At 68.7% G+C, this 21579-nt stretch carries 17 protein-coding genes and 4 tRNA genes; 9 read left to right on the top strand and 12 right to left on the bottom strand.

The features are described 5' to 3' along the window. Positions 1-77: 77 nt before the first annotated feature. The 3 genes from AC5W7N_RS11055 to AC5W7N_RS11045 all read right to left on the bottom strand — a co-directional run bounded on the left by AC5W7N_RS11055 (position 78) and on the right by AC5W7N_RS11045 (position 3896). Positions 78-2345: a SulP family inorganic anion transporter gene (locus tag AC5W7N_RS11055; protein ID WP_163814339.1), complete on the bottom strand. Its 2268-nt coding sequence runs from the start codon at positions 2343-2345 to the stop codon at positions 78-80. Positions 2346-3223: 878 nt separating this feature from the next. Further along, a complete protein-coding gene (locus AC5W7N_RS11050) occupies positions 3224-3541 on the bottom strand; it encodes a hypothetical protein (protein ID WP_175585924.1) in 318 nt (105 codons plus the stop codon). Between the two features lie 283 nt (positions 3542-3824). Continuing rightward, a tRNA-Val gene (locus AC5W7N_RS11045) sits at positions 3825-3896 on the bottom strand. A gap of 381 nt (positions 3897-4277) precedes the next feature. Between AC5W7N_RS11045 and AC5W7N_RS11040 the strand changes: the two genes are divergently transcribed. The 4 genes from AC5W7N_RS11040 (at position 4278) to AC5W7N_RS11025 (ending at position 5959) form a co-directional block, all read left to right on the top strand. After that, positions 4278-4350, top strand: a tRNA-Gly gene (locus AC5W7N_RS11040). A gap of 46 nt (positions 4351-4396) precedes the next feature. Beyond that, a tRNA-Cys gene (locus AC5W7N_RS11035) sits at positions 4397-4467 on the top strand. A gap of 1 nt (position 4468) precedes the next feature. Then, a tRNA-Val gene (locus tag AC5W7N_RS11030) sits at positions 4469-4543 on the top strand. A 171-nt stretch (positions 4544-4714) separates the two neighbouring features. Further along, on the top strand, positions 4715-5959 hold the full coding sequence (locus tag AC5W7N_RS11025; protein ID WP_324197320.1) for a sigma factor-like helix-turn-helix DNA-binding protein: 1245 nt from the start codon (positions 4715-4717) through the stop codon (positions 5957-5959). Here the strand turns inward: AC5W7N_RS11025 and AC5W7N_RS11020 are convergent. From AC5W7N_RS11020 to AC5W7N_RS10990, 7 genes are all read right to left on the bottom strand, one after another. Further along, a complete protein-coding gene (locus AC5W7N_RS11020; RefSeq protein ID WP_280211759.1) occupies positions 5931-6731 on the bottom strand; it encodes a competence protein CoiA family protein in 801 nt (266 codons plus the stop codon). The genes AC5W7N_RS11025 and AC5W7N_RS11020 overlap by 29 nt on opposite strands. Positions 6732-6992: 261 nt before the next feature. Then, entirely contained in the window at positions 6993-7967 is a 975-nt protein-coding gene (locus tag AC5W7N_RS11015) for a LysR family transcriptional regulator (protein WP_163814340.1), read from the bottom strand. Between the two features lie 104 nt (positions 7968-8071). Further along, complete coding sequence (locus AC5W7N_RS11010) at positions 8072-9601, bottom strand: flavin-containing monooxygenase (protein ID WP_195007040.1); 1530 nt, start codon at positions 9599-9601, stop codon at positions 8072-8074. Between the two features lie 193 nt (positions 9602-9794). After that, positions 9795-11186, bottom strand: coding sequence for an aldehyde dehydrogenase family protein (locus AC5W7N_RS11005; RefSeq protein ID WP_163814342.1), 1392 nt, complete (start codon positions 11184-11186; stop codon positions 9795-9797). A gap of 130 nt (positions 11187-11316) precedes the next feature. Continuing rightward, positions 11317-12036, bottom strand: a complete 720-nt coding sequence (locus AC5W7N_RS11000) for a DJ-1/PfpI family protein (RefSeq protein WP_163814343.1) — start codon at positions 12034-12036, stop codon at positions 11317-11319. Between the two features lie 70 nt (positions 12037-12106). Further along, positions 12107-13159, bottom strand: a complete 1053-nt coding sequence (locus AC5W7N_RS10995; protein ID WP_280211254.1) for a nuclear transport factor 2 family protein — start codon at positions 13157-13159, stop codon at positions 12107-12109. A 78-nt stretch (positions 13160-13237) separates the two neighbouring features. Beyond that, complete coding sequence (locus tag AC5W7N_RS10990) at positions 13238-14209, bottom strand: GlxA family transcriptional regulator (RefSeq protein WP_495923628.1); 972 nt, start codon at positions 14207-14209, stop codon at positions 13238-13240. A gap of 212 nt (positions 14210-14421) precedes the next feature. Here AC5W7N_RS10990 and AC5W7N_RS10985 point away from each other — a divergent pair, with 212 nt between their 5' ends. Then, entirely contained in the window at positions 14422-14961 is a 540-nt protein-coding gene (locus AC5W7N_RS10985; protein ID WP_195007039.1) for a GNAT family N-acetyltransferase, read from the top strand. Between the two features lie 13 nt (positions 14962-14974). Here AC5W7N_RS10985 and AC5W7N_RS10980 read toward each other — a convergent pair whose 3' ends face one another. Both AC5W7N_RS10980 and zapE read right to left on the bottom strand, forming a co-directional pair. After that, on the bottom strand, positions 14975-15802 hold the full coding sequence (locus AC5W7N_RS10980; protein WP_163814347.1) for a tyrosine-protein phosphatase: 828 nt from the start codon (positions 15800-15802) through the stop codon (positions 14975-14977). Positions 15803-16005: 203 nt separating this feature from the next. Continuing rightward, positions 16006-17022 carry a cell division protein ZapE gene (gene zapE / locus AC5W7N_RS10975; protein ID WP_195019656.1) on the bottom strand — a complete coding sequence of 339 codons (1017 nt, stop codon included), beginning with the start codon at positions 17020-17022 and terminating at the stop codon, positions 16006-16008. 35 nt (positions 17023-17057) lie between these two features. Between zapE and AC5W7N_RS10970 the strand changes: the two genes are divergently transcribed. The 4 genes from AC5W7N_RS10970 (at position 17058) to msrB (ending at position 21437) form a co-directional block, all read left to right on the top strand. Beyond that, complete coding sequence (locus AC5W7N_RS10970; RefSeq protein ID WP_495923625.1) at positions 17058-17897, top strand: pyrimidine reductase family protein; 840 nt, start codon at positions 17058-17060, stop codon at positions 17895-17897. A gap of 89 nt (positions 17898-17986) precedes the next feature. Then, on the top strand, positions 17987-19492 hold the full coding sequence (locus tag AC5W7N_RS10965; protein ID WP_495923623.1) for an alpha/beta hydrolase: 1506 nt from the start codon (positions 17987-17989) through the stop codon (positions 19490-19492). Between the two features lie 116 nt (positions 19493-19608). Next, positions 19609-20991, top strand: a complete 1383-nt coding sequence (locus tag AC5W7N_RS10960; protein ID WP_280498473.1) for a glycosyltransferase family 87 protein — start codon at positions 19609-19611, stop codon at positions 20989-20991. Beyond that, complete coding sequence (msrB, locus tag AC5W7N_RS10955) at positions 20991-21437, top strand: peptide-methionine (R)-S-oxide reductase MsrB (RefSeq protein ID WP_163814352.1); 447 nt, start codon at positions 20991-20993, stop codon at positions 21435-21437. The genes AC5W7N_RS10960 and msrB overlap by 1 nt, the downstream gene beginning before the upstream one ends. The last annotated feature ends 142 nt before the right edge of the window (positions 21438-21579 follow it).

Genomic DNA, 21579 nt, shown 5'->3' with positions numbered 1-21579 from the left:
TCACTCCCCCGCCTTTTGTCCACCCCCCCTTCCATCCTTGGGGGGGAGATGGTTTCCCGCTGCTCCCTAGCGACGCCTCAGACGAGCGCAGCGGCAACGCGACGACCGGATTCATCGATATGTGCGATCCCGTCGACGCTCACCTCGATCACTCGCGCGCTGGCGATATCGAAGAACAGCCCCGACACCGTCACCCCACGCTCGGCGACCGCGCGGCTCACCACCGGATGCTGCTGCACATGCTCGAGCTGCACCGCGATATTGACCATGCTGAGCTGATCCACTTCACCGAAGCCCGCGGCCGCGGCGGCGCGGCGCACCGGGTGGCCTGCCCGGAAGCGGTCAAGGCTGGGCCGGGCGTGTTCGAGCCAGGCGTCGATCTCCGGTCCGCAGGACTGCTCGTTGTGCAGCGCCGTCATCGCTCCGCAGGAGGAGTGACCGCACACCACCACCGAGCGCACGCTCAGGTTCTGCAACGCGAACACCAGCGCCGATTCCACCGAGGCGTCGCCGGTTTCGGGCACCAGATTGCCGACATTGCGCACGGTGAACAGATCGCCCGGGCCACTGTTGGTGATGATGTTGGGCACGATCCGCGAGTCCGAGCAGGTCAGGAAGAACGAGTCCGGATCCTGCCGGTCGCGCAGTTCGTCCAGGTGCGGGCGCACCAGGTGCGCGTGGCCGCGGTGGTAGGCGGCGATACCGCTGACGATCGGGTCGTGGACGTCATCGCTGCCCTTCTTCTCGTCGCGCTCGCCCACCCGCCAGGGGCCGAGCACGTCGTCGAGCACGACCCGGCCGAAGCTACGGGCGGGCGGCGCGCTCGTGGCGGCTTCCATCCGCGCCGAGCCGATCTCCACGAAATCGACCGAACCGCCGTTGGCCTCGTGCTGGCGGGCCCAGTCGATGATGGCCTCGTAGGCGGCGTGGTCGAGGAAATCGACGGTCATCTCGACGGTGACATCCACTCCCGCCGGCACTTTCGCCAGGGTCGACGACAGTTTCGGCAAGGCGAGGAAGGTGCACGACCCGTCGATGCTCACCAGCCAGCGATCGCTGCCCGTGAGCGGTTTGGCGTCGATGACCACGCGCACGACCCGCCACAGCAGCAGCGCGAAGGCCAGCGCCAGACCGATCAGCACGCCCTCGAGCAGGTTCAGGAAGACCACCGCTGCGATGGTGACCAGGTAGACCAGCAGGTCCCCGGTGCGGTGCGCCATCTTGATGTGGGCGATCTTGACCAGCTGCACGCCGATCACGATCAGCAGACCGGCCAGCGCCGCCAGCGGAATCTGCTGCACCAGTCCGGCGAGCGCGACCGAGAACAGCAGCACCCACACACCGTGCATGACCGCCGACGCCCTGCTGCGCGCACCGGCCATCACATTGGTCGAGCTGCGCACGATGACGCCGGTGACGGGTAGGCCGCCGAGCAGGCCGGAGAGCATATTGGCCGAGCCCTGGCCGATCATCTCGCGGTCGAAATTGGCCCGCGGGCCGGTGTGCATCTTGTCGATCGCGACGGCCGAGAGCAAGCTCTCCACGCTGGCGATCAGGGCGAAGGTGAGGATCATGATCGCGACGGCGGACCAGTTCCCACTGGGGATCTCCGGCAGGGCGATCGCGTCGAACAGGGAGCCCTCCAGCTTGATGCGCGCCACATCCAGGGGCAGCACCAGCGAGAGCACAGTGGCGAGCAGGATGGCTACCAGCGGTCCCGGCACCACTCGAATGCGTTGCGGCACATACTTCCACCCGAGCATGACCGCGATGACGACCAGGCCGATGAGGGTTCCGCCGACATGCAGCGAGCCCAGTTGGGCGGGCAGGGTGGAGATATTGGCCCAGGCCGAGCTCTCCGAATCACCGCCGAGCAGCACATGCACCTGCTGCAGCGCGATAGTGACACCGATACCGGCGAGCATCGCGTGCACCACCACCGGCGCGACGGCCAGTGCGGCGCGGGCAATGCGGCTCAAGCCGAACAGGATTTGTAACGCGCCGGCCGCGACGACGATGAATCCGGTGACGCGCCAGCCGAATTGGTTGATGGATTCGGCGACGATGACGGTGAGACCGGCGGCCGGGCCGCTCACCTGGAGCACGGAGCCGCCGAGCGAACCGGCGACGATGCCGCCGATCACGGCGGCGATGAGCCCGGCGGCGACGGGCGCACCGGAGGCGTAGGCGATGCCGAGCGAAAGCGGCAGCGCGACAAGGAAAACCACGATCGAAGCGGGCAGATCGTAGCGCAGGACAGAGGACAGACGGTCGGACAGGGCGGATCCGGACTCGGACTCGCCTGGCGGCGACAGCGGCGGGTTCGGATCGATCTTGGTAGCCATTGTTCTCCTTCGCCGACTCGGCAAGCGCCGAGGTCGGTTGACGATCAACATGTCCAGTCGGGCAAGGACCGCGAACCGGCATCTCGCGGTGAAGAGGCACTCCCGGCACGGCAGCGGACCGAGATTTAAACCACAACAAGGATATTAGTAAAGACTTAGCAAAGCCTGAGAAGTGGACATTTCGTACGTTTCACCACAATCCACTCAGAGCGTGTGCCGTCTCACAATCGTGCACCACCGTGGCGCGAGCTTCCTGAACACTCGGCCCGAATAGGCGCCGATCGAGCGCGCCGCCCGTGCCCGCCGAGTACGGCCGGACCGGCTGCGGCACCGTTATCGCACGGAGTTCAGCAGCCGCCGGACGGTACGCACGCGCCGCAGACCCGCCGCCCGCGCGGCCATCCGAAGTTCCTGCGCTGCGGGCGAATTCGCCTGGTCGAGAACATCGCGACAGGCCGGTCGAGGGGGCAGCACGCGGCGGCCCTGATAGGACGAGGTCCGTGATGCGGGATCGGTGTCGGTCGACATATTTCTCCTTCGCCGGTCCGGCGTAGGCCGATCCGGTTCATCGGTGGAACATGCACTGGCATCGAGATCGAGCGCGGGCGGCGCGGACCTTGGTGACAGCCGAGACGCCCGGGCAACGCGGAACAGATCGATAGTAAAGACTTACCAAAGCTCCCGAAAAGGCTTCGGGCACCGAAGATGACAACCGCTATCAAACTGTGACACACGCCACAGCCCAGGTTCGCCAGGAATGGGAAGCCGAGCACCGTGCCGCAAGGGCAGTGGCGGCTCGAGGCTGGGAGAGCAAGAAAAAGGGACCGCGGCCGGAAACCACGGTCCCTATCGGGCGCGCCTGATGCGCACGGCGCCGTTCAGCCGGGATGGATCCAGGATCCGATCGGGGTCGGCGGCAGGGCGCGCACCGCGAGCATCACCGGGCCGCACCAGAAGGAGGACGACATGCAGACGAAGGCTCCGGTCTTGTCGTAGTTCCAGGCGTCACCGTGCCATGCCCAGGTCAGGCCGTCCTCCGACGGGCTCATCGGGCATTCCGCTGGAGCCTTGCCCGCGCATGGCCCTTCCACGCCCCATGGCCCGACCGGATACGCGGAGGCGGTCGGCGCGAGGAACAATGCCGACGCCGCGATGCCAACACCCGCGGCGAACGAACACAGAATCGAGCGTTTCATGATGACGTTCCTTCCCAGGCCGGCTTTCGATGAAGCATCAGCCGGACAGATGGATAACCATGGAGTTGCCAGATGCCGGAGAACGCCTCAGTAGACTGCGGAGATCAGATAGTTGTCAACGGCCACGCCCGGGCCGTCTTCGACCGGGCCGGGTAGTGGGCGACACACGCAATAGCCGGGCGCCGCGCGAATAATCAGGGCTCGGCCACAGGATTGGCCACAGTCCCCGAAACGAACAAGAGGCCCTGACCATATTTGTACTGGTCAGGACCTCTTTCGTGAGTGGTCCCAGCTGGGATCGAACCAGCGACCTTCCGCGTGTGAGGCGGACGCTCTCCCGCTGAGCTATGAGACCATCATCGACCGGCGAGCGGTCACTCGGACCGCGCTGCGGGGCACCGTCCGAACGAGTAGGAACCTTAACACGGTGCCCCCGCCGACCACCAAATCGCCCCTCCCGCAGGGCGCCCGGACGATCATTCCCGCGGCTCGGCAGGTGATTGCACACCCCTCGCGCGGGCCCGACGGCGGCGCTGTTCGCGCGCGAGGCGCACGCCCTCAGTCGAGGCTCACACGACACTTCCGATGAACAACTCGAATCATCTGCCACCGGAACTACCACCGTGTAATTCGATTTCGAGGCCATCTACCAGCGGATTTGTAGGTTGCGCCGAACGTCGGCTAATGTTCTGTCTCGCACCACGGAGGCGAACAACGCGCCACCGGGATGCACAATGCGGATGTAGCGCAGCTGGTAGCGCATCACCTTGCCAAGGTGAGGGTCGCGGGTTCGAATCCCGTCATCCGCTCGAGAGGTAGGGCCAGGCAATAATTATTCGCCGTCCCCCTTTGCGCGGTGGAGTGGCCGAGTGGTGAGGCAACGGCCTGCAAAGCCGTGCACACGGGTTCGATTCCCGTCTCCACCTCGCGCGATTAGCTCAGCGGGAGAGCGCTTCCCTGACACGGAAGAGGTCACTGGTTCAATCCCAGTATCGCGCACCACACGAAAGCCCCGGCTCCGGCCGGGGCTTTCGTGCTTTCCGCCCCCGCATGCCCCGCGAACTCGGCCGGCCACGGTGATCGAGGCGGGCGAATCCGTCGGTCCCCACCGCTAAAGTGACGCCGACAACGGCGAACCGACCGGGCGACCGGTCACGGCAGAAAGTCATTCGGGTGGCGACAGATCAGGTTCGGGATCAGCACGGCAGCGCCGGGCAGCCCAGCGCCGTTGACACCGCCGACGGCATGGTGGACGACCTCGCCGAACACTTGAACTTCGCACTCGACGACATCGACGAGCATCTGGCACGGCTGATCGACGAGTACGCCGTCGATCGCCCACGCGCAGCCGACATCCTGCGGCTGCGCCTCGGTATCGGCGACCAGGGCCCGGAAACGCTCACCAGGATCGGGGCGCGGTTCGACTTCTCCCGCGACCGGATCCGGCAACTGCACACCAAAGCGGTCGGTGAACTCATCCGCCAGGCCAAGCTCACCGGCGAGCTCCCCGTCGCCGAGTTCGCGCAGCGCTATCCCACCACTGCCAAAGACCAGCAGCTGGTTCGGGCGCTGCTGACCGAAACCTACGTCACCGCCACCGATCTCGTCGCCAACGAACTCTCCTACCTGAAACTGCGGCTGGCCGGGCACGAGGCAGCCGACGCCAAACGGGTGTCCGGATTCGTCACCCAGCGCTTGGCCGCCTGGCGCAAGAAGACCAACCACCGCCTGGCCAGGCTGCACGACGGCGCCCCCTTCCCTGTAGGCCACGACCACGCCTGGCTGGACCGCATCGACTGGCCGTCGGACGCCGCCTCCCCCGCGCCCCTACCCACCGACTCCGCACGCACCCTGGACGGCGACGACGACGGACGCGGCCGCTTCTACCTGGACAAGGTGGGCCGCGACGTCGGCTTCGATTCCGGTCTGGAATCCCGGCTGCTGGGTGTGCTCAACGCCGACGAGCAGATCAGCACCTTCCAAGAGCACCCCGACGCGGTGCTCTACCGGGTGGACGGCGAAGAAGGGGTGCATTTCCCCACCGCGGCCGCCCGGCTCGCCGACGGACGCATCGCACTGATCGACGTGCAGCCCCTCGGCCGGATCGCCTACCGCGATTACCGCGCCCGAGCCGCCGCCGCCCGCGCCCACGCGCACAGCAACGGCTGGGGCTGGCTGGTGTGGACCGGCTCGACAATCGGTGTACCGGAAGTGGCCGAACGACGCGTCGACACCGCACTGGAGGCGCGCCTCACCGAGATGGTCGAGCAGGGTGCGGCCACCTGGCCCGCGCTGCGGCAGCTACGCGCCGACACCGGCCTCACGCCGCTGGACCTCGCGGCGGCGGTGCTGCGTCACGACTGGGCCTTGGATCGCGGCTCGCACCGGATCAGCGCATCACCAGCGTCGCGGTCATGAACGTCACCAGCAGCATCATCGCGAAAATCGTGATCAGCTGCCAGTGATTAATGGTCTGATGCAATCGGCCGATCGCCGCACGCAGCGCCCGCTCGGAGCGCTGCTGATCGATGAGTTTACGGTTGGCCTCGGCCACCGCGTCGGCGTGCTTCTGCACGGTGTGCTCCGACCGCTCCATCCGGTGGGTGAGCTTGGCGATCTGTTTGGTCTTGTCCCGCACCGATTTCCGTGACATCGCCAACGCGGTGCGCTGGTTCACCAGCTCCTGGCGCTGACGGGCGATCAACATCGCCTGCGTCTTGGTGTGCTGCTCCCAATCGGTCACCGATGCCCATCCCTTCCGCAACTCGTCGCGGTAACCCCACGCGACCTCACCGTCTACCCACTGACGCAGGAACTCCCGCAATTCGTACGGCTGCTGCCGCGGCACCACCACACCGTCGGGACCGAGCTCGAGCACACCCGAGACGGTGCGATAGTCGCATGCGTTGGGCTCGAGGTCCTCGATGCCGAGCGCGGGCAACTGCGCCACCCAGAAACCGGGCGCGCACAACCACAGCACTCCGGTGAAGCCGATCGCTCGCAACCGATCCGTATGTGCCTGCGCCAGTTCCTGAGTCAGCGGCCCGGTGCGCACCTCGATGGCGTACCGGCTGTCACCTTTACGCCAGTAGACGTCTACGGTCACCGAGCCGATTCTGCGGTCCACCACGGCCTCGTCGGCGCCGAACGCGAGCATTCGCGCGGCCAGCCAGAACTTCAGTCGCTGCACATCCCATTGCGCGGCGACACATCGCGCGCACCCGCACCCGTAACCGGTCGGTGACTCCAGCGGCTGCCGCGTTTTCCCTGGTCCGTCCGATATCCCCAGCTCGGCAAGGATTGCCCGGCGCCCGCACGCGTTGTCTGTCCGCTGCTTCGTCTGCACGCGACCACCCACCTAACCCATCCCATAGCGACCTGCCCGGCACAGACCGGCACTTTCCAGGGTGCGGCAACCGACCGGTCCTCGCCACCCTTTCACCGTGAGGCGTTATCCAGATGCGACTCGCCCGGGGCTGCGCTGTCGCCGCGGTGTGATGTCGGCCGCGTCCGGATCGGCCTCGGTGGCGGGTCCGCGGGTGAGGATCGTGCGGATCAGCCCGCGCAACCATAGATGACCGCTGTCGGCGGTGTTGCGGGGATGCCATGCCATGCCCACGGAAATGCCCGGCAGCGGTAGCGGAATGTCGAAGGGACACAGTCCCAATGGGCCGAGCAGGCCCGCACCGAGCCGGGCCGGGGCGGGGCAGACGAGCCCACCCGCGCGCACCGCGAGCAGCGCCGTGACCAGATCGGGGACGGTGGCGACGACGCGGCGGGTGCGTCCGTGCAGGGCCAGCCGGTCGTCGATGGGACCGCGGGCGCGCCCGACCCGGGAGATGCTCAGATGTGCCGCGCCGGCGTAGGCCGCGACGGTCACCTTGTCGGTGATCAACGGATGGTCCGGGCTCGCCACGCCGATCCAGCGATCGAGCAGGACGTGCTGGACGACGGTCTCCGGGTCGGTGTGGTCGAGGACGCCGACCTCGATGTCCACCCGCCCCTCGCGCAGCGCGCCTGCGCCGTCGATGGTGTCGGGCAGAAAGTGCAGGGTCACGCCGGGCGCCTCGGCGCGCACGGCGGCCAGCAGCGGCGCGGACAGCTCGGCGAGTATGCCGTCGCCGGCCCGGATGGTGAACCCGCGCTTGAGGGTTGACGGGTCGAGGGCCGCGCGCGGAGTGAGCAGCGCGCGGCCTTGGCCGACGAGGCGGCTCACCTCGTGGCGCAGTTCCAGCGCCCGCGGGGTCGGCACCAGGTTGCGCCCTGCCCGCACCAGTAGCGGATCGCCGAGCACGCGGCGAAGGCGTGCGAGCGTGCGGCTCATCGCGGGCGCTGAGGTCTGCAACCGTTCGGCGGCCAGCGTGACGCTGTTGGTCTCCAGCAACGCGTCCAGCGCGACCAGCAGGTTCATATCCAGCGACTCCACCGGCGGATTATCGCCAGCGCAAGGAGGCGGCAGCAAACTTGCCGCGCCGGATAATCCGCAGCCCAGGAGGCCTCGTGCGTCCGATGCCCGGCGCGGGCCGCGGGTCAGGAGTCCCCGGCGTAGGCGTCCTGCACGATCGGCGTGCTGTGCTGGGGCGGGGCGCCGGAGCTGCGACGGTTGCCGAGCACCTGGTAGGCGGCGGGGCGGATGGGGCGGACCCACTGCGCGGCCCGCGCGCCGCGCGGCAGCTTCACCCCCAGATCGGCGAGCATCTCGTCGAGATTCTGGATGGCGAATGGTTCGATGGCGGTGCCGTGCGCGTGCCTGCCGCCGGTGCGCTCCTGCAGCCAGGCCAGCCGACGGTCGGTGTGTTCGGCCATCGCCTCGGCGCTGGGCAGGGTCAGATCACCGGTGAGCAGCGCGGCGGTCCAATGCGCGGCGACCTCGGCGCCCAGCGCGCTGATCAGCGAGGAGTTGTAGCCGGCGAAGCTCAGATGGGGCACGCCGAGCGGCAGGATGTGGCGATACAGGCGGAAGTTGCCGTCGTCGTCGGTCAGCTGCCGCTGGATGTACGGGGTCAGGAACGGCACCCGCTGCTGGAAGCCGGTGGCGCACACGACGATATCGGCCGGGATGCGTTCGCCGTCGGACAGGATGGCCGTCGGCCCTGCGTGCCCGGCATGCAGTTCGGCGATCGTCGTTTCGCGCCGGACGGTGATGCGGCCGGCGGCGACCTGTTCGACGAAGCCCTCGGTGGCCACGCTCACCGACTGGTCGGCGATGTCTTCGATCCGGCCCTGCGGCATGAGCCCGAGCTCGCCGAGTCGCAGGCGTTTGGCGGCCAGCGCCTGTACCAGGTCCAGGTTGCTCTCGCGGAAGGAGCGCGCGGGTCCGTGCAGGAACCGTTCGAAGCGGCCGGGCTCCTGATGCCGGAAGTGGGCTTCGCCGGTCCTGGTCAGCAGGAGTCGTTCGGCGTCGATCCCGGCGGCCAGCTTGCGCGGCACCTTCCAGGTGAGCCGGCGGGCGAGCACCGTGGTCGAGGCCGCGACATGGCTGACGGCCTCGGCCAGGTCGCAGGCCGAGCGCCCGTAGCCGACGATGACGACGTTCTGATCGCGCACCGCCTCCACGTCGACGAACTGCGAGGCGTGTCCGAGCGCGCCACCGCCGGCCTGGTAGGCGTCCTCACCGCGGAAATACGGCAGGTAGGGCTCGCTGTAGACGCCGTTGGCGATGACGAGGTGATCGCAGGAGGTCCGGCGGATGCCGTCGCCCTCGCGAACTTCGAGCAACCAGCCGCCGTCCACCGGGTCGGCCGCCACGACCTCGGTGCGCAGGCGCAGCGTGCTCTCGAAGCCGAACCGGCGCACGTAATCGGCCAGGTACTCCTGCATCTGCTGCCCGTCGGGCACACGCGGCCAGTCGGCGGGCATGGGATGGTCGGAGAAGTGGTAGGTGTGCTTGCTCGTCTGCGCACGCAGGCCCGGATAACGCCTGGTGGCGCTCCATACCCCGCCGACGTCGGGGGTGCGGTCGAACACCTCGACCGAAAAGCCTGCCCGAGTCAGCACTTTCGCGCAGGCCAAACCTGCGATACCCGCACCGACGATTCCGATACGGTTCCCGCTCCTCATGCGCAGGAGACTACGTCGCCGCGGCCCGCCAGCAAAGCGGAGCCCCGGCCGGCGCCCGCGCCGCGCCGGTCGCGAGGGGCGCCCGCGCGCGCCGGATGAGCCGCCCGGCGTCGGCCGCGGCCGGGCTCGCTCGCCATCGGCGTCTCCCGGCACATATCCGGCAAATATTCAGCGGCCGGATCCGGCGGGCGCCTCACGACGACGAGTGCGCTCGGTCCGGCCGGGCGAGCGGTGGGCTCTGCATATGCACGACCTTCATCGTGGTCATCTCGTCGAGTAGCTCTGGGCCGTAGCCATAGCCGGTGCCGGAACGCCCGCGCGGTTGCGCGGCACCGCCCGGCGCACCGCCGAATACCGCGTTGACCTTCACCGTGCCGACCGGCAGCTCGTGCCAGGCCCGCTGGGCATTGGCCATCGAGGCGGTCAGTACCGTCGCCGCCAGTCCGTAGTCACCGCTGCGTGCCTGGGCCAGGCCTGCCTCGAAATCCGGCACCACCCGCACCGGGGCAACCGGCCCGAAGGTCTCTTCCCGCATGATCGTCATATCCGGGGAACAGTCGACGAGCACGGTCGCGGGATAGACCGCGCCCTCCCCTTCGGGAATCCGGCCCCCGACCAGCACTCGCGCCCCGCGGCTCTCGGCGTCGGTGACCTGATCGTGCACCTGTGCGCGCTGCCTGGCGTCGACGAGTGGCTGCGGATCGCTGTTCCACTCCCTGGCCCTGGCACACAGCGCGTCGATGAACGCGTCGGCGATCTGCGCGTGCACGTAGATGCGCTCCACCGAGGTGCAGATCTGCCCGGCATTGGCGAAGGCACCGAGCGCGGCCTGTTCGGCTGCCCACTCCGGGTCGACATCCGCATCGATCAGCAGTGGATCGTTGCCGCCGTTCTCCAGCAGCACCTTGGCTCCCGTCCGTGCGGCGGCGGCGCTGATCCGTCGTCCGGTCTCGCTGCTGCCGACGTGGGCGATCACGTCCACGAGTGAGGATGCGCTCAGCAGCGCGCCGGTGTCGGCGCCGCCGCCGACGGTGCGGATCACCGAGTCCGGCAGGTGCTCGGCCAGCAGCCGCCCCAGCAACGCCCCGGTACGCGAGCAGCGTTCGCTCGGCTTGTGCAGCACCGCGTTTCCGGTGACCAGAGCAGCGCCGAGCAGCCCACAGGCGATGGCGACCGGGTCGTTCCACGGAGTCAGCGCGAGCACGACACCACGAGGCTGCGGAATCATGAAATCGGACGCGGTTCGATCGCCCTGCAAGGCCCGGCCCCGGTGCACCGGACCCAGCTCCGCGTACTGGTCGAGGGTCGCCGCGCCCGCCAGCACGCCGTCGCGCCCAGAAGCCCGCGGACGCCCGGTTTCCCGTTCGAGCATGGTCGCCAGCTCATCGGCAGCCGCCCGCACGGCATTCGCCGCGCGGTGCAGCATCGCGCCTCGCTCCGCGGCGGCGACCGCTGCCCACCCGGGCTGCGCGTCCCGAACCGCCAGCACCGCTTCCTCGATGCCGTCCGCTGCGACCGATACCGGCGATGGCGATCCGCCGACCTTGTCGTGCGCATGGCCAGGTGCCTCGGATATCTGTGTCATGCGGCTCGAATACCCGGTGCCGAGCCGGGAAACCTCGGCTGCGGTCCACAGGCAGCCCGGCTCGGCCCGGTGACGGCCCCGGCCGTGGTACCCACGGCCGGGGCCGAGTCGATCGGGGAGGTCGCACCCGCTACCGGGTCCAGACCGTCCCCCGCCGCTCATATTCCATGACTTCCTCGACGGCGAGGGCCGTCGCCGATCCCAACTCGCGCTGCACCAGCCACAGCGCGAGATCCAGACCAGAGGTGACACCACCGGTGGTGACCAGATCGCCGTCGTCGACGACTCGCGCTCTGGTGATCACACCGCCTTCCCGTTCCAGCTGCTCGACCAGCCGGTGATGGGTCGTGCACGGTCGGCCCCGGGTGAGCCCCGCCGCCGACAGCAGCATCGACCCGACACAGACCGAGGCCATGGTCAGTCCGTCCCGCCGGGCCGCCGCCAGCAGCCGGGGCAGGTGACCCCGCTCGATCTCGGTCGGGACGCCGGGTGCGCCCGGCGGTAAGCCGTAGCCACCGCCGGGCACCACGATCACGTCGGCCAGGTGCGGCGACCACCCGGAACGAATGTCGATCGCGGTGCCCGACATCAGGACGACCGGACCTGGATCAGCCGCGCTGACCAGCTCGACCTCGGCACGAGAGTCGAAATGCGTCGCGTAACCCAGCACTTCCAGCGGCGCGAAGATATCCAGGTCGTCGACCCCGTCGAAGACGAGAATCTGCACCCGCCATGAAGCCGGATCGTCGCGTCGGCGCCGCGTCGGCGCCGGTGCCGCCGTCGGCATCACCAGGAATCCGGCACCGGTGGCCGCGCCGACACCGGCCCGCAGCATCGTCCGCCGATTCATGCCCGGTCATCGTGCTCGAGGTGCCGCTCCGGCGCGCGAGCACCGGCGCGTCGGCGTGAGCTCCGCGTGCTCATGCGGAGAAGTAGGGGTCGTCCAGCACGTACCGCCAGGACCCGTCCCGGCCACGCCGCGCGATCTCGGTGGAGGTGGAGACCACGGCGGCGCCGTTCGGACCCACACCGGAAACGACGGCGTCATTGGAGATCATCGCCAAGTCACCGGCGACGTGGAGGCGGCGAGGACGCAGTTCGATGGTGGCCCCGGAGCCGATCATCTCGCCGAGCGCCGCCCGGATCGCCTCGGTTCCGGCCCGGCTCTCGCCAGGGGCCGAGAACAGCAGCGCCGCAGGCTCATACAACGCCATCAAGGCATCGAGATCACCGGCGTTGAAGTGGGTGGTGAACAGCGCTGCCAGCTCGGCGGGCGAGCCGGCTCCCACGCTGTCGGCACCGACCCGCACCGGACGATCGCCCCATCCCGCGGAGTCGACGAGGTCGAACCAGGTGATCGGCCCGTGCGTCGGGTAGTACAGCCGGCAGATCTGGCCGGGAAAGTTGAAGGGGCTGCCCTTGGCCGGATTGTCGCGCACCTGCCTGGCCAGCATCTCACCGAACGCGTATCCGAGGTCGTGGCGCGGCCATACCGCGTGCACACGCTGCGCGAAACCCTCCGGCAGCAGGTCCCGGTCGCGCCCGACGATATCGACGCCCGTGCCGCGTTGTACCAGTGCCTCCACCGGCCCGAATCGATGGGCGATGCCGTCGACGGTGTGCAGGGCGACGGCATTCCATACCGTCCGCACCCGCGACTCCTCGACCCCGTGGCTGCGGAGAAACTCCGCGGCGGCATCGGCGCCGTCCACCTCGAACCGCTGATCGCCGTTCGCGTGTTCGGTCGCCCCGAGGTCGTGCAGGATGCTGCCGAGGTAGACCAGCTCGTCGTCGTAATCCACCCCCGGCCGCAGCCCTTCGGCCTTGGCGACCTCCCGCGCGTACAGGTAGGCGCGGACGCAATGGTTGTAGACCAGCGGCGGCGACACCCGCGCCACGAGCGCGTCGGCCGCAAGCGCGAGTTCCGAAGTGGGCAGGTCGAACTGGGCCCGGTCGGCTTGTTGAACGGTCATCGTTGTCCCTTCCGAATGTGCCCACTCAGTCTCGGTTCGGAAGCGACCACCGCCCAGTGGCCGGATAGCCAATGTCCGCTAAATTCTGGCCAGCCGTCCGGCATGCTGAAAGCTGGCGCGGTAGGCCTGCGGCGAGGTCCGGGCGAACCGGGCGAAGTGGTATCGCAGGGTCGCGGCGGTGCCGAAACCCGAAGCCTCGGCGATTCGATCGATCGACAGGTCCGAGGTCTCGAGCAGTTGCTGGGCCCGGTGCACCCGGGCTCGGAGCAACCACTGCAATGGCGTGGTCCCGATCTCGGCCCGGAATCGACGGTTCAAGCTGCGCACGCTGAGGGCTCCGTGCGCGGCGATGTCGTCGAGGGTCACCGGCCGGTGCAGGTTGGCTTGCATCCAGTCGAGCACCGGCTGCAGCGAGGCGCCGGAATCGTCCGGGTCGGTGTGTGCGATGAATTGCGCTTGGCCACCGCCACGTTGCGGCGGCATGACGAGTCGCCGCGCGGTATCGGCGGCGACTCGCGCGCCCAGGTCGCGGCGCACCATGTGCAGGCACAGATCGAGTCCGGCCGCTACACCGGCCGAGGTGAGCAGGGACCCGTTGTCGACGAACAGCACCGACGGATCCACCTCGACGCGGGGATACCGGCGAGCCAGTTCCGCGGCGTGTTCCCAGTGGGTCGTCGCGCGCGACCCGTCGAGTAACCCGGTCGCCGCCAGGGTGAACGCGCCGACGCAGACCGACGCCACCCGCGCGCCCCGCGCGGCGGCGTCCAGCAGTGCGCGGCGAACGGCTTCGGCGGGCTCGTCGAGGAACTCGGTCCGGCCCGGAATCATGACGATGTCCGCCTCGGCGAGGCAGTCGAGATCCCATTCCGACTGCAACCGGACAGCGCCGTGTACCGCCGCCGCACCCGCGCTGCCGCCCGGGGTCACCACGCGGATGTCGTAGTACTGCTCGCCGAGCATGGTGTTCGCCGCGCCGAACACCATGCCGGGAAGCATCACCTCGAAACCGATCACCGAATCCGGAGCAAGTACCGCTACCACTGTCATGGCCAGAATTTAGCGCACAGCGGCATATTGGCCAGGCGGAGCCAATTCACTCCGGCTTCCAGGTCCTCGTCCTACCGCCTCGCGGTATCCCGCCGCGCCTCGGCGGCAGGGCGCGCGGTGATCGGCGGGCGTAGCGATGTGGTTGCGGCCGTTCCCGTGCCACGCCCCGGCAAACTCCGGGCACTCGCCAGGGTTCGTGCTGTACTGGACACATGAGCAATACCCCAGTCATCGTGGACCGGGCCGGACTCTGGGATGCCGAAGCGCTCAGCGATGTCGCCGCGGCGACCTTTCCGCTCGCGTGCCCACCCGGCGCGACCGCCGACGATATCGAGATCTTCATCTCCGAGGTGCTGTCGGGCGAACGGTTCGGCGAGTACCTGTCTGATCCGTCGCGCGCGGTGCTGAAGGCGGTGTCGGGCGGCGAGATCGTCGGATACGCGATGCTGGTCGGCGGCGAACCGGCCGATCCGGAGGTCGCGGCGGCGGTCGATCCGCGGCCGGTGGTCGAGATCAGCAAGATGTATGTGCTGCCGGGCCATCACGGGACGGGCGTGTCCACGGCGTTGATGGTGGCGGCGCTCGACAGGGCTCGCGAGGACGGCTATTCGGGAGTGTGGCTCGGGGTGAACCAGGAAAACGCCCGTGCGCAACGCTTCTACGCCAAGCACGGTTTCGACACCGTCGGCACCAAGACCTTCACCGTCGGCAACCAGGTACACCACGATTTCGTGATGCAACTGGTGTTCTGAGGCCGAGCCTCGCTCAGGCCAGCATCCGCGCTTTCAGGCCGGCGATCTCGGAATCGGTCAGGCCGAGACCGGTGCGGACGTAGTTGTCGAAGCTGCCGTAGGTGGCCGCGGCCTGATCGAAGGCGGCATCGAGCCAGCCGGCTTCGACACCGTTGAGCAGATCACCGGGCTCGGCGCCGCGATAGTGGTTCGACAGCAGGTAATCCTCGGTGACGGTGGCGCGGTCGACGCCGAGGATGCTCAGCAGTACCGCGGCTGTCCAGCCGGTGCGGTCCTTGCCGGCGGTGCAGTGGAACAGCACGGCGCCACCGTCGGCGGCCCGCCCGTTCTCGATGACGTCACGCAGCACCGACGCGATGGCCGCGTTGGCGCCGGGGGCGGTGATGAAGGCGCGATACATCTCGGCGCCGCCGGCCAGGCTCGACACCAGCTGCGGTAGCGGCGCGCCACCGATCACGTCGTACCAGTTCGCCCGGGCGCCTGCCGGCACCCGGTCCGGTGCGAGCGCGCGTTCGTAGACGGTGCGCAGATCGTCGACGTCGCGTACCTTGCGCTCGGTGAGTTCGGCCAGATCCGCCGGGGTGAGGTGATCGAGCTGATCGGTGCGGAACACCAGTCCGGTGCGCACCGTTCGCCCGTCGACGGTGCGATAGCCGCCGAGGTCGCGGGCATTCCGCGCGCCTTCCAGGTGGAGTGAGCGGTCGATGGCGAGCGCGCTCGACGCGGACGGCGGATCGGCGGGTGCGATGGCGGCGGTGGGCCCGAAGGCGATGGCCGCCCCGGCGACCAGAGCGATCGGCACACGCAGCCCGTAACCGACCATGGTGGAACGGTGGACCATCGCGAAGCTCCCCTCATCGGCGCGTGGTGCCCGGCCTGTTCTGCCGACGGCTCCCACGGCAAGTCCCGCCCAGCAAACCAAGCCGGAGACGGTGCGGTCAAGCCCGTTTCGGCGAGTCGCGGCCGATCACGCCGCGTCGGATCCGGCCTGATCCAGGGGGCCGACGTGGTGATACGCCGCGACCGCCGCCGTACTCGATCGGCTCAGGCCGTCACTTCGAACCGCGACAAGGCCAGCAGACGCGAGATCGCGCGCAGGTATTTCTTGCGGTAGCCACCATCGAGCATCTCCTGGGAGAAGATCTCGTCGAGCTTGGCGCCGGACACCGTGACGGGCACGCTGGCGTCGTAGAGCCGGTCGGCCAGCACCACGATGCGCAGCGCCACCGCCTGATCGGTGACCGGGTGCACGCCGGAGATGAAGACCGAGGAGACACCGGAGATCAGCGCACCGTACTTGGACGGGTGCAGGGTGCTCAGATGCTTCAGCAGCTGGTCGTAATCATCCAGGGTCGAACCGGGCGTGGCGGCGGCGCGCTCGACGAGCTCGTCGGGCGAGGTGGGTTCGGGCGCGGGCGGCAGGTCGCGGTGGCGGTAGTCGGGGCCGTCGACGCGCACGGCCTCGAAGATCGCGCCGAGCTTCTTGATCTCGCGCATGAAGTCCTGTGCGGCGAAACGGCCCTCGCCGAGCTGGCCGGGCAGGGTGTTGGAGGTCGCCGCGATGGACACGCCGCTCGCCGACAGCTCGGTGAGCAGGCGCGAGACCAGCATGGTGTCGCCCGGATCGTCGAGCTCGAATTCGTCGATGCACAGCACGCTGTTGGCGCTGAGCCGCTCCACCGCGTTGGTGAATCCGAGCGCGCCGACCAGGTTGGTGAGCTCGCCGAAGGTGCCGAACGATTTGGGTGCCGGCGCGCTGTGGAAGATCGAGGCCAACAGGTGGGTCTTGCCGACGCCGAAGCCGCCGTCGAGGTAGAGACCGGCGCCGTCGACCTGCTTCTTCTTACCGAACAGGCTCTTCTTCGAGGCGGCCTTGTGGATCTTGGCGACCTGCCCGGCGAACTCCTCGGCCTTGCGCACCGCGGCGGCCTGGCTGGGTTCGTTCGGATCGGGAATGTAGGAGGCGAAGCTGACCTCGTCGAACATGGGTGGCGGCACCATCTGGGCGACGAGTTGATCCGCCGGAACCTCCGGATGGCGATCGACGAGGCGTTCTTGCATGGGCGAAGCCTAATGACGTGGTGTGATCTGTCTTCATGCAGCGTATCCACAATGCGATCCAGCTCACAGGACTGACCGACGAGGAACTCTTCCAGCTCTACGGCTACCCCACCGGGCTCGACCGTCCCTGGGTGCGAGCGAATTTCGTGTCCAGCATCGACGGCGCCGTCACCAGCGACGGCGTGTCGGGCGGATTGGGCACCGACGCCGACCGCAAGGTCTTTCTGGCGCTGCGCGAGCTGGCCGACGTGGTGCTGGTCGGAGCGGGCACCGTACGGACGGAGAACTACGGTCCCGCCAAGACCGATCCGGCGCTGCGGCGCCGACTGCACGAGCTCGGGATCGGCGGCCACCCCGACGGCACGCCACCGCCCATCGCGGTGGTGACGGCCAGCGCCGCGCTGGACGCCACCGCACGGCTGTTTCCCCGGTCCCACGACGCGTCTGCGGCTACCCGGGCCGATTCCGCCGGTGGCCAGGCGACGCAGCCTCCTGCGGGGCCGAACCCGCACCTGGTCGCCCCGCTGATCATCACGACCGCGGCCGCGCCCGCCATCCGCAAACAGCAGCTCGCCGACGCCGGAGCTGAGGTGATCGAGGCCGGTGACGTCGCCGTGTCGCCGCAGGCCGCGATGGCGGCACTGGCCGAGCGCGGACTGACGCGGGTGTTGTGCGAGGGCGGGCCGCGACTGTTCGGTGATCTGCTGGCCGCGGACTGCATCGATGAGCTGTGCCTGACCACCTCGCCGGTGTTGATCGGCGGGACCGCGGCGCGAATCGCGCTGTCGCGCGAGGAGTTCCGGGTGACGATGCGCCCGGCCCACATTCTGCTGGACGAGGACGCGACGATGCTCATCCGGTGGGTGCGCTGCTGAGGGCCTGTGTGAAACACGGCACGAGACCTGGCAGGGTGTAACGCATGCGCTGGACTCGGGCCGTGGTACCGGCCTCGATACTTTCGATCATGATCGCCGGATGCGGGGCCGGACCCTCGGATCGCCCCGGCGTGGCCATCGAACGTCCGCCGGTCGCGGGCGAGGCCACCACCTCGGCCGCCGCCGCGCCGCCGCCGCAGGCCGAGGTGCCGAAGACCGATCTGAGCTGGCGGGAATGCACCACGCCGACGCTCGATCTGCTCGGTCTCGGCCCCGCCCCCGAGGGCCTGGTGCTCGAATGCGCCGAGTATTCGACGCCGATCGACGCTTCGGGGGCGATTCTCGGTTCCTTCCGCAACGGCGCGATCCGTGCCCGTCTACCGCAAACCCCCGCCGACGCGGCGCCGATCGTGCTCACCTCCGGCACCGACCGGTCCTCCACCGCGACGCTGGCCGGGCTGGCGGTCGGCCCGGCCAACGCGATCCTGGCCCAACGCCCGATCGTCGCGGTCGACCGTCGCGGCATCGGTAGCTCGCAGCCGATCGACTGCCTGCCACCCGAAATCCGCGACCCCATCCACGACAACGCCCAGTTCTCGCCCGGCGACGACCAGATCGCCACGATGGCCGAGCTGAGCCAGAACGCCACCATCGCCTGCCGCGACTTCCTCCAGCCCTACGACGGCACCTTCGACGCCGCGCACGCCGCCGACGACATCGAGCAGCTGCGCAAGCAGTGGCAGGTCGAACACATCGCGATGATCGGCACCGGCAACGGCGCGCTGGTCGCGATGGCCTATGCCCGCAAGTTCGGCGATCATCTGGCGCGCCTGGTGCTGGATTCACCGCACGCGGTGGGCGTGGACGCGGTGACCAAGGGCGAGCAGCAGGTGCAGGGCGCGGAGGCGGCGTTGACGGCGTTCGCGCAACGCTGCGTCGGCCTCAACTGTTCGCTTGGTCCCGATCCGCGCGGGAAGGTGACCGAACTTCTCGGCAAGGCCACCGCAGGACAGCTCGGCGACATCTCGGCAAACGGCTTGCTCACCGCGATCACCGGCTTCCTCGGCAGCCCGCGCAGCGACCAGAACAACCGCGTCGCCGAACTGGCCGATGCGCTCTCGGCGGCCGATCGCGGCGACCTCGCGCCGCTGGAAAACCAGGTCCAGCGCGCGACCTCGGCCACCGCCGACGACGGACAGTTCGTCAACGGCTGCACCGACACCCAGCAGCCGCCGACGGCGAGCCAGGCGGCCGGGCTTGCCGAGGACTGGGGCGCCAAGTATCCGGTGTTCGGCCGCGCCGCGGCGATCTCGCTGCTGACCTGCTCGGCCTGGCCCGTGCTGACCCCGCCGGCGGCCCCGGAGAAGCTCGCGCTTCCGGTGCTGGTACTGGCCGGGGTGGCCGATCCGGTCAGCGGTGCCGGTCAGGCATCGGTCACCGGTGCACTCGGGCGCGCGGGCGCGCGCAATGCCACCCTCACCTGGCAGGGCTACGGCCATCCGGTGTCCAACCACTCCGGCTGTGCGCAGCGCGCTGTGGTCGAGTACCTGAAGGACGCGAAGCTGCCCGCCGACGGCACTGCCTGCCCGGCCTGAGCGGCGCGGTGCGCACCTCATCGACTCCCGCCTCGGCGGGCTCGCCGACCCGGTCGCGGGCACGCCGAGGCGGGTCCGGGCAACCATCTGGGCACGATCCGGTGTACCGTGCCCCAGTGTTACTTCGACAGCTCGAGCCCAGGACAGCTCGCACCACCGCCGAGGTGATCAAGTTCGCACTGTGGCCCCTCGCGGTCATGACCGTGCTGAACAGGGTCCTCATCAAGGCTGTCAATGGTTTCGTCACAGACGATTATCGGCCCGTGTATCAGGCGTCGCTGGATTTCCTGAACGGTCGCGCGGTCTACACGGCCAATTTCGACTCGGTCGATCCGCACTACCTGTATCCGCCCAGCGGCACGCTGCTCATCGCGCCGATCGCGATCATCGACTACGAGAAGTCGCGCTGGCTGTTCATCCTGCTGAACGCCGTCGCCATCCTGATCGCCTGGTATCTGCTGCTTCGCCTGTTCAACTACACGCTGAAGTCGATCGCCGCGCCCGCGCTGCTGCTGGCGATGTTCATGTCCGAGACGGTGATCAACACGCTGGTGTTCACCAACGTCAACGGGTGCCTGCTGCTGGCGGAGCTGCTGTTCATCATGCTGCTGTTGCAACGGCGGGATGTGTGGTCGGGGGCGATACTCGGCTTGACGATCGCGGTCAAACCCACGCTCGCGCCGCTGCTGCTGATCGCGGCGGCGCGCGGGCAGTGGAAGGTGTTCATCACCGCTCTCGGTGTGCCGCTGGCGCTCAACGCGATCGCCTGGCCGTTGATGAAGGACGCGAGTTCCTTCCTCACCCGGACCGGCCCCTACATCCTGGAAACCCGCGACTACTTCAACAGCGCGATCTCCGGCAACGCCGAGTACTTCGGGCTGCCGCCGTGGCTGACCTGGACCATGCGGCTGGCCATGGGCGTCATCGTGGCGTTGACGCTGTGGCTGCTGTACCGCTACTACCGCGAGGACGAGCTCTTCTTCGTCTGCACCTCCTCCGGCGTGCTGCTGATCGCGTCCTGGCTGCTGTCGTCGCTGGGCCAGATGTACTACTCGATGCTGGTGTTCCCGTTCCTGATGACGGTGGTGCTGCGCAACTCGGTGCTGCGCAACTGGCCGGCCTGGCTCGCCATTTTCGGGTTCCTCAGCTACGACAAATGGCTGTCGGATCGCTGGCAGAGCCTCGGCCGCAATATCGAATACCTGCGGATCACCTTCGGCTGGGGTCTGCTGCTGATCGTGGTGTTCTGCGTGCTCGGTGACCGCTATCTGGCCGCGCGCCGGGAAGGCCGGCTGAAGTTCGGGATCGATCCCGCGTGGATGGCCTCGGCGCCGGACCCGCGTGGACCGGCCGAGCCTGCGGCCGTGGCGTCCACCGGCACGATCGACGCCGAACAGCCGGGTTCACCCGCCGCACGCGCCGAGCGAATGCGCGATCGTGCCGAGGAAGCGGACAACGACACAGCGACGGCGGAGGACAAGCGCATTACCGTGGAGTGATGAGCTCCGAATCGGATACCTCCCTGCCCGCCCCGCGGATCCAGCTGACGCCGCAGGAGTGGAAGGCCAAGCTCAGTCCCGAAGAGTTCGCGGTGCTGCGTGAGGCGGCCACCGAACGGCCCTTCGTCGGCGAATACACCGACACCAAGACCGAGGGCGTCTACACTTGCCGAGCCTGCGGCGCCGAACTGTTCCGCAGTACGGAAAAGTTCGACTCGCACTGCGGCTGGCCGTCGTTCTTCGATCCGGCCGACTCCGACGCGGTGATCCTGCGAGCGGACAATTCGCTCGGCATGCGCCGGGTCGAGGTGCTGTGCGCGACGTGCCACAGCCACCTCGGGCACGTCTTCGAGGGCGAGGGCTACCGGACACCCACCGACAAGCGGTACTGCATCAATTCCATCGCGCTGCGGCTGCACCCCTCGGACACCGCAACCCGCCAGTAACCCGACGTGCCGTGCGCAAACGGTACGCAACCAGGCAGCGGCGGGGGGGGGGGGGAAAAGGGGGGGGGGGGGGGGGGGGGGGGGGGGGGGGGGGGGGGGGGGGGGGGGGTGGAGCCCCCCAAAAGAAAGGGGGAGAGGAAAA

This window comes from Nocardia sp. CDC519 (genome assembly GCF_059509835.1).
Note: the sequence above shows the minus strand (reverse complement) of the source record. Positions and strands in the feature narration are given on the sequence as shown.